The sequence below is a fragment of the Bacillus sp. CGMCC 1.60114 genome (assembly GCF_042676365.1).
In the GTDB taxonomy this organism is placed as follows: Bacteria; Bacillota; Bacilli; order Bacillales; family Bacillaceae_G; genus Bacillus_A; species Bacillus_A rhizoplanae_A.
Genome location: NZ_JBHTHG010000079.1, coordinates 1 through 1365, shown reverse-complemented (window position 1 = coordinate 1365; position 1365 = coordinate 1). Strand labels below are relative to the sequence as shown.

Below are 1365 nucleotides of genomic sequence, written 5' to 3'. Positions count from 1 at the left end.
AGCAAAACAAGAGACCAAAAGGCTGCAAAGTGCTTTGGTCTTACCCCTGTCAAGTGGACAGATTCAAAAAAGACTATGCAATCAGTGTGTTCCGATATTCGATTGGAGCACACTGATTCAGTTTTTTCTGAAATCGTTCATGATTATAGAACCAAATATAATCCTCAATGGCTCGATAGAGATCGTTTTCTGTTTTACATCCAGAAAAATACATATTCTCTGTTTTGACATGTGAAAAGAAGGATTCAATGCATGCATTATCTAGACAGTTTCCCTTGCGAGAATGACTGCCTATTATCCCGAATGTTTTAATTTGATTATTGTATGTTTTAGATGTATACTGGAAACCCTGGTCTGAATGAAGGATTGCTCCTTGTACTTCTCTTGTTGTAACCAGTTTTTTGACAGTATCACTCACCAGCTTCAAATCATTTCGTTTGGATAGCTCCCACGCGACGATTTCATTATTAAAAAGATCTTGGATGGCAGACAGGTAATAGAAACGATCTCCAAGATCTAGATAGGTTATATCTGTAACATAAAGACGGTTCGGTTTATTCGTTTTAAATACACGATTGAGTCGATTCGGTTGTATGATAGAGGCCTTCCGCCCAAAGAAACGGCGTTTCTTTCGAATTACAGACCGAATATTCAGCGCTTTCATTAACCTATACACACGTTTATGATTCACATGAAACCCTTCTTTTTTCAGTGCTATTTGCAAGCGGGGACATCCATAAAAAGGACGTGTATGATGGATAGCCATTAAATGTTTCTTCAAGAGTTGTTCATATTGGTACCTTTTTCTTCGAACTTTCTCCGTTTCTCTCCATTTATAGTAGCCAGATCGGGAAACACCCGCAATCGTTACGAGCCAGGTAATAGGATAATTCTTGTGTAATTCGTGAATGATTTCAAAACGTTTTACTTTTGGAACCCATCCTTCCCATGTAGATTTGGATACTACTTTTTTAAGTATTCAACCTGTGCTTTTAAATAATCTCTTTCTTCCTCGATACTTTTAAATGTTGTTTTAGATAAGCGATGAAAGGGATTGAGTTCTCTTGATTCTCCCCCTCGTTGATCAGCCAAAGGCTCACCCTGCTTATGCTTCTTTACCCAATCTTTCAATTGAGTAGGACTTCTAAGCCCTAGTTCATTTGCCAGAATCTGATAACTCTTTTCTCCATTTACATACAGCATGACTGCCTTACGTTTGAATTCTTCTGTATACGGTTGAAATGTTTGTCCTTTTTTAGCCAAAGAAAATCCCCTCCAAATAGAGTGTAACACTTACTTATCAAAAACAGTCTTTTTACACTGTCTACTCAAAAGGGATAATACCACTTCTTCAAGAAAGCTTTG

General features: G+C 37.5%; 1 protein-coding gene. It reads right to left on the bottom strand.

What is annotated here, in order from left to right; all coding sequences use genetic code 11:
• Positions 1 to 73: 73 nt before the first annotated feature.
• Positions 74 to 1263 (bottom strand): IS3 family transposase gene (locus ACFQZ1_RS11760; RefSeq protein ID WP_377882358.1). Its coding sequence is split into 2 segments (ribosomal slippage): positions 74 to 966 and positions 966 to 1263, totalling 1191 coding nucleotides; the frame shifts between segments, so codons are not numbered across the junction.
• Between the last annotated feature and the right edge of the window lie 102 nt (positions 1264 to 1365).